The sequence below is a fragment of the Dyadobacter ginsengisoli DSM 21015 genome, assembly GCF_059568735.1.
The window spans coordinates 790768-799379 of the sequence record NZ_JCANTY010000004.1 but is presented as its reverse complement, the minus strand read 5'-3'; the positions used below and the strand labels follow the sequence as shown (position 1 = coordinate 799379).

The following is an 8612-nucleotide window of genomic DNA, read 5'->3' as shown; positions in this document are numbered from 1 at the left end:
ACATCCCCTGCACTGGCTACGGAAAAGCCCATATTGGCATTTGCCTGGTTGCTTTCGGTCATCGCGGCAGCCGTAGTGCTGATCGGGTCAATGGTGATGGGGTATGCTGCACCGGCTGTTTGGACATGAATCGCATAGTCATCCTTATTTTTTTCAAAAGCTGCGGCCAGTGTCCTGCCATTGGCGTCCCAAACCTTTAATTGTTCGTAATTCAAAACCACACCGCTCTGCTCATGCACAAATTGCAGCCGGTCGCTGCTCAACCGTTGTTTCAATGTGGTCTGCACACTGAAATTCAGTTTCAGCTCTTCATCTTCCGACAAGGGCTTTTGAACAATGAAATTTTGCCGCATACCTTCCGTGTTGTTGATATACTGCACGGTGATATTCTCGGTTTGGTATTCGGCCTTGCTTCCATTGATCTGCCAGGTGCCTTTGCCTACCTGTTTTTTATCCAGGTTGAAGGCTATTTTCCAGTCTGGAAGGGTTTTGTGTTTGATTTGATCTGGCGCGGTAGTGATATCGTAATCGCCGATAGGTATCTGGGTCGCGCGTGGCTGGACGGAAAAGCCCTTTTCATCATAATAAAACCGGAGGTTGTTTTTCCGGTTGGGGGTGCTGTAAGTATTACTGTTTGCTACTTTATTAAAATGGTATTCGCCTTCCTGCATGTTTTTCATGGCAGTCGCATACCAGTCGCTTTGTTTTAATTTGTCGATATCGGTTGCTGGCAGTTGCGAATTTTCTGACAATCCATTGGGTGGAATTGGATGGAATGTGGCGGAGGAATGGGTATGAGTGGCTGCTGCCGGATCCGTGGTCTGTGACAAGGATAGCAGGGAAGCGAGGAATGTTAAGAGTAAAGGTTTCGGGTTCATACTTTTCAGTTAAAGTTTAAAGTCGCATGCAATTAGCTACCAAGCCCCTCGTTTGCAATTCCATGCGGACTCGAAAAGGTATGAAACTGCATTCAGCTGATGCTTCATAAAAATTACGATCTTTTTGTAGCAAATTCGCGACATCGATTCCTTACTAATTTGACAGCTATAAATAGCTTGCCTCCTACAACGGCTTTGGTATCGTGGAGAGAGTTACTATCCTCAGAATTGATGATACTTAGCGTATAAAATCACAAAGTGCCCCCAGAGTTGCATGGGAGGATTGTTCAGATAATACAACTTTTAATGGTGATTGTCACTGTTATGTTCAAGCGTTCTAAGCAACTAATCGACGACACGGGCGAATGCTGTTAACTTTAATTTACCGCTCCCAACTTGCAAGCTTTAAGCATAACTTTCATTTGCTTCTGGTATAGCCATCCACCTAAGAGAAACGACACAAGTTGCACAAAGCAGCCGGACGTCATCACACCGCCCACTCCATTCGCTCCGATCCCGTGGTAGTGTTGCCTTTCGTATGGACTTTGGAAGGGTTTAATGATTTGTACAAATCCCAGCTTGAGTCCAGGGCAGAACAATAAATCTTAACTTTTATTTTTAACTTCAACAATAGAATAAAGCCAAGCAGCGGTTCCCGCAGAAGGAACAAAATTCCCCACCGGCATTAAGCCCTGCTCGATGTACGCCATTTAAATGACTGATTTCTTCGAAAAAAAGTGGAATCCGAAATAACACTTCAAATCATCCTTATCAAACCCACGCCAACGTAGTTTTTGGTCTGCAGAAGGGGGCCGGTATCAATTACGAAACGGTTCAAAAGCAAATTCCTACATCCAACGATTTAACCTTTACGTTTACAATTAAGGTGAAAGGTGATAGATCAAAAGATAAACCTCCCAAATTGTCGGGCAGTTTTGTTCAAGGTTCCGCAGATAATAGGTTTGTTTATATCGACATCGGCAAATATGCCGGCCAATCTGATACGATGTGGTCGAGACGGCTTAAAATTCCTTTAACAGGAATTACTTGGATGGACATCGATTCATTATCCGGCAACTCAATGCTGCAAACTAGTGTTCCTGGAACTGGTAGGGATGGGGGCCAAACTGTGCGACAGTTAAACCCTTTGCAGGTTGGCATCTTAAACAATCATAGACGAAAAATAAAATCTCATACGGCGTACAACAAGGGGTTTTCTGCTATGCTGGCCTCGGAATTTATCGTCATATCGCTATTTGACTACAGTTCCAACTGAACGAAGGCAACCGAGCATTGGAATATACCATCAGCTTTTCTGTCTTGGATCAGCAACCATACCGGGCTGAAGTAACACGTAATATTCGCACAGCAGAAAGCCCTAGATGTTGGCGGTAATTTTACATTAGCTTCTTACTAACAGGAGCTAAAACTTGTAGCATAAAATGAAGCTGATGAGGTTATTGGCTTGCGCCTCCTAGGATGTGGGCGGGGAAAAAAATGTAACTACCAGGATTCCGCGGTGTTCAGACGTAAATGTGAGGGCAGATTTGGATTAAAAAAACTGAGAAAACTTAAATCTATACCCTTCAAAATCCAAGAAATCTAAAAGAACCTCCAATAAAAATGTTCGACGTAACTAAAAGTACTTATAGTTTTCAATATAAGTGCTTGATAATCAATATATACATGACGGAATTTGAGCCTGGGGCCTCTTGCACCCCATGAGGGCTTGGGTGATTTGCTGATATATCAACCTGTTGTTTGTAATTCCTTAACTAACATAAGTTGTCGCTAAAAGCCTCGAGATTTGAAATTGCTTGCAGTAAAATAGATGCTCATAAAAGTCCTGGTTCGGTAGTTTGTATGCCAGCCTCCCCGTCCAAAAAACTATTGCAACTTTTATTGCAACAAAAAGAAAAAGGACTCAGCTTTTACAGCTAAGTCCTTGATTTTCAAGTGGGCCCACCTGGAATCGAACCAGGCACCTACTGATTATGAGTCAGTTGCTCTAACCGAATGAGCTATAGGCCCGATTTAATATTGGGATTGAACCAGTCGTCTACAAATCGTAAGCGAACACCGGGTCGTCCGTTGCATCAACGGACTGGACAAACGCTTGGAAGCAAGACCCTGTTCCCAAATCTTGTTTGGAGTGCAAAATTAGCGAATCAGTTTAAATCTCCAAACGAATACCACAAGATTAGCTTCTTTTCTCCGTTGGTTCTTTATTACTTTTGCCAAAAAATATACTTTGAACAAAAGGAAAATCATCAACGATCCGGTTTACGGGTTCATTTCCATCACCTCGGATCTCCTTTACGATCTGGTAGATCATCCCTATTTTCAGCGTTTAAGACGGATCAGGCAACTTGGATTGGCTGATATCGTATACCCGGGTGCGCTTCACACACGATTCCATCATGCATTGGGTGCCATGCACCTCATGAGCCAGGCGCTTCGGGTTTTGCAGGAAAAGGGGCACATGATCTGGGAGCCTGAATGGGAAGGTGCCCAGGCGGCCATTTTGCTTCACGATCTCGGGCATGGCCCTTTTTCACATGTATTGGAAAGTGTGGTTATTCCGGGTGTACCGCACGAGGCCATTACGCTGGCAATGATGAAAGACCTTAACCGGCAGATGAATGGAAGGCTTGATATTGCAATCCAGATGTTCGAGGGAACCTACCCCAGAAGATTCTTTCATCAGATGATATCCAGCCAGCTGGATATGGACAGGATGGATTACCTCAATCGTGACAGTTTTTATACAGGCGTTGTTGAGGGTTCTATCGGTGCCGATCGTCTGATTAAAATGCTGGATATCAGCAAGGATCAGCTTGTTGTAGAAGAGAAAGGACTTCTAAGTATCGAGAACTTCCTGCATGCACGCCGGCTGATGTATTGGCAGGTATACCTTCACAAAACGCTTCTGAGCGCGCAGGCCATGCTCACACAGATCCTGTATCGTGCGCGTGAGCTGGCTGCCGAAGGGCAGCAACTGTTTGCCACCCCGGATTTTGCGCTTTTTCTGAATAACAGATTTACGCTCACAGACTTTGATAAAAGGCCGGATTTGCTCGGGTCATTCAACGGACTGGACGATAATGACGTATGGGCATCTGTAAAAGGATGGAAGAGCCATCCGGATCCTGTCCTGTCTACATTGTGTGATATGCTTCTGAACCGAAACCTGTTTAAAATCAGCTTTTATGACGTGCCGCCAGGAGAAGAGATACTCATGCCACTTCGTGAAAAGCTGTCAAAATCCGGTATCCTGTCGACAGATCTGAATTATTTCCTTGTTATAGGTGAGACGACAAACTGGGCATATGCCAAAGAACAGGACCCGATCCGAGTAAAAATGAAAAACGGGGATTTGCTGGATATAGCCGATGCGTCCGATATTCCTACCATCGAAGCCCTGACTAAGATTGTACGCAAGTACTATGTATGTTGGGGTAAAAATGTATCTTTGCGTGGTTAATCAGGACCATAAAAAGAAAGCCCATTTAACAATTTGTACGACGTACTCGAACACTATTACCCGAAATTAGCCGAATAAATATGAAATTTACTGTCAGCGAGATTGCTCAAATGCTTGATGGAACTGTTGTTGGAAATGATCAGATTATAATTAATTCGGCTGCAAAAATTGAAGAGGGGCTGCCGGGTTGTATTTCCTTTCTGGCCAACAGTAAATATGAGCCCTATGTCTACTCCACGAAGTCTTCAGTTGTAATTGTAAATAAGGAATTTGTTCCTAAAAAAGAGATTGCTGCGACGTTGATTTACGTCGAAAATGCCTACACCGCGTTTACCATTTTGCTTGAAGAATATCAAAAAAGATTGGCTGGCAGCAAGTCGGGCGTGGAGCAACCGAGTTTTATCGGTGAAAACAGCGAGACCGGAGAAGATTGTTATCGTGGTGCTTTTTCCTACATCGGTAAAAACTGCGTGATCGGAAAAGGAGTTAAGATTTATCCCCACGCTTATTTGGGAGATAATGTCGAAATAGATGACTATTCCGTGGTCCATCCTGGTGTCAGGATTTACGACAACACCATTATCGGAAAGAACTGCACCATTTTTGCCAATACTGTCATTGGCAGCGACGGTTTTGGATTTGCACCGCAGGCCGACGGCTCATACAAGCGGATCCCGCAGTTGGGCAATGTGATCATCGAGGACAATGTGAGTATTGGATCCAACACGACAATCGATTGCGCGACGATGGGCTCAACCATTATCAGGGAAGGTGTGAAAATAGATAACCTTGTTCAGATCGCACATAATGTAGAGATTGGAAAAAATACCGTAATTGCGGCCCAGTCCGGAGTATCCGGTTCTACCACCATCGGCGAACAATGCGTCATAGCAGGTCAGGTTGGGGTGGTTGGCCATATTACGGTCGCAAACAATACCAAACTGGGGGCGCAGAGCGGACTTGGAAAGTCCATTAAAAAAGAAGGCCTGTCGCTTTCGGGCTCCCCGGCCAGAGATCTGAACGAACACCTAAGGTCTATGGCGTTGGTGCGAAGGCTACCCGAGCTGGAAGAAAGGCTGAAAGATCTGGAACGTAAACAGGAAACCTCCGATTTTCAGTGATGCATCCCATCGGGCTTGATCGCACCTTATGTAGAAAAGGAAATAGATATAATGAACGAAAAACAACAAACCATTTCTAAATCTGTATCCGTAACGGGAGTGGGTTTACATACAGGGGTTGTGGCCACAATGACGTTTGTGCCGGCACCTGCCAACCACGGATATAAATTCCAGCGTGTTGACTTACCCGACCAGCCGATCGTGGATGCAGATGTCGATAATGTAGTGGATCTTTCGAGGGGTACTACCATCGAACAGAACGGCGCCAGGATCCATACTGTTGAACATACACTTGCTGCCCTGGTAGGATTGCAGATCGATAACGTGCTCATCCAGCTCGATGGCCCGGAGCCTCCGATCATGGACGGCAGCTCGATCAAGTTCGTTGATGCATTGCTTGATGCCGGTATCGAAGAACAGAATGCCTACCGTAACTATTTTGAAGTTCCGGAATACGTACATTATAAGAATAAGGAAAAGGATACCGAACTCGTGGCGCTTCCGCTTTCCGACTACCGTTTGACCGTTATGGTGGACTATAACTCCACCGTCATCAGCAGTCAACACGCTTCACTGAATGACATTACCCTTTTTAAGGAAGATATCGCAGCGTGCAGGACTTTCGTTTTTCTGCATGAACTGGAAGCGTTGTACAAGCAGAACCTGATTAAGGGAGGTGACCTGACGAACGCCATCGTGATCGTAGATCGCGAGGTGAGGGACGGAGAACTCGATCACCTGTCGCAGTTATTGAATAAGCCGAAGGTGAGTGTCGACAAGACAAAGGGAATTCTCAATAATGTGGATCTGCACTATTCCAACGAAATGGCACGCCACAAGCTGTTGGATCTTATAGGAGATCTCGCATTAGTGGGACGGCCGATCAAGGCGCAGATTCTCGCGGCGCGTCCGGGACATGCTGCGAACGTAGCATTGGCCAAGAAAATTAAGAAACTGATCAAATCCGGAAAGGGCGACATCCCGCAATATGACCCGAACAAGGCGCCGGTCTTCGATATTAATCAGATAGGGCAGCTTTTGGCGCACCGTTATCCATTCCAGATGATCGATAAGATCATCGCTTTGGACGAGAATAGTGTGGTGGGAGTTAAGAATGTCACGATCAACGAGCAGTTTTTCCTGGGACACTTTCCCGGTAACCCTGTAATGCCCGGAGTCTTACAACTGGAGGCGATGGCACAGACCGGCGGAATCCTGGTGTTATCCAGTGTCCCTGATCCGGATAACTACTGGCCATACCTGATCGGGATCGATGCATGCCGTTTCAGACGTAACGTTTTTCCCGGCGATACAGTTATCTTTAAATGTGAATTTACGTCTCCAATGAAGAGAGGGATCGTCAAAATGAGTGGCCGGGGATACGTAGCCGGACAGCTGGTGTGTGAAGCGGACATGATAGCAAGCCTGGTAAAGAAAAAATGACTCAATCATTAGCATATATCCATCCTGACGCTAGGATTGCTCAGAATGTAGAAATTGAACCCTTTGCAATGATCCATGCCGATGTAGAGATCGGGGAAGGATCCTGGATAGGTTCACACGCTGTAATCAACTCCGGAGCGCGGATTGGAAAAAACTGTAAAATCTTTCCTGGCGCTGTTATCTCAGCCACTCCTCAGGATTTGAAATACAATAACGAGTACACGTTGACCATCATAGGCGACAATACGACGATCCGCGAGTATGCGACGATCAGCCGGGGTACGGAAGAGCATTGGAAAACCGTCGTGGGTTCGGAGTGCCTGATCATGGCGTATGCCCACGTAGCACATGATTGCCGGGTGGGAAGCAATTGCATTATCGGAAACAATGTGCAGATGGCCGGACACGTACATGTGGGTGACTGGGCGATCGTCAGTGCGCTGAGTGCGGTCCATCAGTTTGTGAAGATTGGCGCTCATGCATTTGTTTCTGGAGCTTCGCTGGTGCGAAAAGACGTTCCGCCCTTTACCAAAGCTGCCCGCGAACCCATATCCTACGTTGGAATCAATTCGGTGGGGTTACGCCGCAGGGGATATAGCAACGAGAAGATCGTCGATATCCAGAATATCTATCGCTACATCTATATGAAGGGGTTGAACAATGCAGAAGCACTTCAAAAGATCGAGCTCGAAATGGCTCCTTCCAATGAACGCGACGAGATTATCAATTTTATCCGCAATTCGGAGCGCGGAATCATGAAAAGTCCCTTCCAGACAAGTGGGGCGAGCGAAACCGAAGCCTAGTTTAGACGGACCAGCTATATTAAAGAGTACCATTCTGGATGCCCCCAAAAGTTAAATACTTCAGGGGGCATTTTTTATGCTCTAGCCTAGCACAATCAGCGGGTCACCTTCCCGGATTTCGCCTCCGCCTTTTACCAATACCACATTCTGTCCAAACAGTATTTTATTGCCTGATCGTCGGTATCCGGAGAGTGTTTTCAAGGGCTCAGCGCCTTTCTGACCAGTTTCCGGGTCGATGGTAGTGAGGACGCACCTCGCGCAGGGTTTTACCACCTCAAACCGTTGATCTCCAATGGCGATATTCTTCCAGGTATCCTCCTCAAAAGGTTGGGTACCACTGACGACGAAATTAGGACGGAACCGCCGCATGGTAATGGGTTCAGCCAGGCGACCGTTGAGTTCATCCAGTGAGGCCTGTGAAATGATCAGGTAGGGAAATCCATCGGCAAAACTGACATTCTCGTTGTTATGCGCGTAACGCGGGTCTGCTTTGCGTGCTGTCGAATCCGGCATCATCACCAGGCTTAAACTGAGCCCGAGTTGCCTGCTGAGCCAGGTATCCGCCTCCTCGGTGACCGTAACGGCATCGGTAATGTCATCCCAGACAGTCACGGTTACAGGATTTGCCGAGCGTGGAATGAATGGTACTGTCACAAAATCACCGGGATCGGTCCGCAGGAAAATTTTTAATCCGCGTTCATGTATTTCCACATCGATGAGCGCCATTTTAGGGAATACGCGCTGGGTGATAAAAACATTTTTCTCATCTATGATCATCCAGCGGCGGTCATACTGCAGGCCTTTTTCCTGTGCCTGCGCGTTTGTAAGCCTGATCCCACCGAGTGATTTGATGGGGTAAATCCATATTTCTGATAATGTCATG

Annotated in this window: 6 protein-coding genes, 1 tRNA gene and 1 pseudogene; 5 read left to right on the top strand and 3 right to left on the bottom strand. The window is 46.3% G+C overall.

The genetic code is table 11. The features are described from left to right. Positions 1 to 878: pseudogene (locus BP71_RS18525) on the bottom strand (hypothetical protein); the annotation flags it as partial. 718 nt (positions 879 to 1596) lie between these two features. Here BP71_RS18525 and BP71_RS18520 point away from each other — a divergent pair. After that, the gene (locus BP71_RS18520; RefSeq protein ID WP_496381873.1) at positions 1597 to 2154 is read left to right on the top strand and encodes a DUF5990 family protein; all 558 of its coding nucleotides are present in this window, start codon (positions 1597 to 1599) and stop codon (positions 2152 to 2154) included. A 681-nt stretch (positions 2155 to 2835) separates the two neighbouring features. Here BP71_RS18520 and BP71_RS18515 read toward each other — a convergent pair. Next, positions 2836 to 2909: transfer RNA gene (locus BP71_RS18515), tRNA-Ile, on the bottom strand. Between the two features lie 220 nt (positions 2910 to 3129). Between BP71_RS18515 and BP71_RS18510 the strand changes: the two genes are divergently transcribed. From BP71_RS18510 to lpxA, 4 genes are all read left to right on the top strand, one after another. Continuing rightward, on the top strand, positions 3130 to 4362 hold the full coding sequence (locus tag BP71_RS18510; protein WP_496381841.1) for an HD domain-containing protein: 1233 nt from the start codon (positions 3130 to 3132) through the stop codon (positions 4360 to 4362). Positions 4363 to 4442: 80 nt separating this feature from the next. Beyond that, positions 4443 to 5483: a UDP-3-O-(3-hydroxymyristoyl)glucosamine N-acyltransferase gene (gene lpxD / locus BP71_RS18505; RefSeq protein ID WP_496381839.1), complete on the top strand. Its 1041-nt coding sequence runs from the start codon at positions 4443 to 4445 to the stop codon at positions 5481 to 5483. 51 nt (positions 5484 to 5534) lie between these two features. Then, the gene (locus tag BP71_RS18500; protein ID WP_496381837.1) at positions 5535 to 6926 is read left to right on the top strand and encodes a bifunctional UDP-3-O-[3-hydroxymyristoyl] N-acetylglucosamine deacetylase/3-hydroxyacyl-ACP dehydratase; all 1392 of its coding nucleotides are present in this window, start codon (positions 5535 to 5537) and stop codon (positions 6924 to 6926) included. Beyond that, the gene (gene lpxA, locus BP71_RS18495) at positions 6923 to 7729 is read left to right on the top strand and encodes an acyl-ACP--UDP-N-acetylglucosamine O-acyltransferase (RefSeq protein WP_496381836.1); all 807 of its coding nucleotides are present in this window, start codon (positions 6923 to 6925) and stop codon (positions 7727 to 7729) included. Before BP71_RS18500 ends, lpxA begins: the two co-directional genes overlap by 4 nt. Positions 7730 to 7810: 81 nt before the next feature. Here lpxA and BP71_RS18490 read toward each other — a convergent pair whose 3' ends face one another. Beyond that, entirely contained in the window at positions 7811 to 8611 is an 801-nt protein-coding gene (locus BP71_RS18490) for an MOSC domain-containing protein (RefSeq protein ID WP_496381834.1), read from the bottom strand. Between the last annotated feature and the right edge of the window lies 1 nt (position 8612).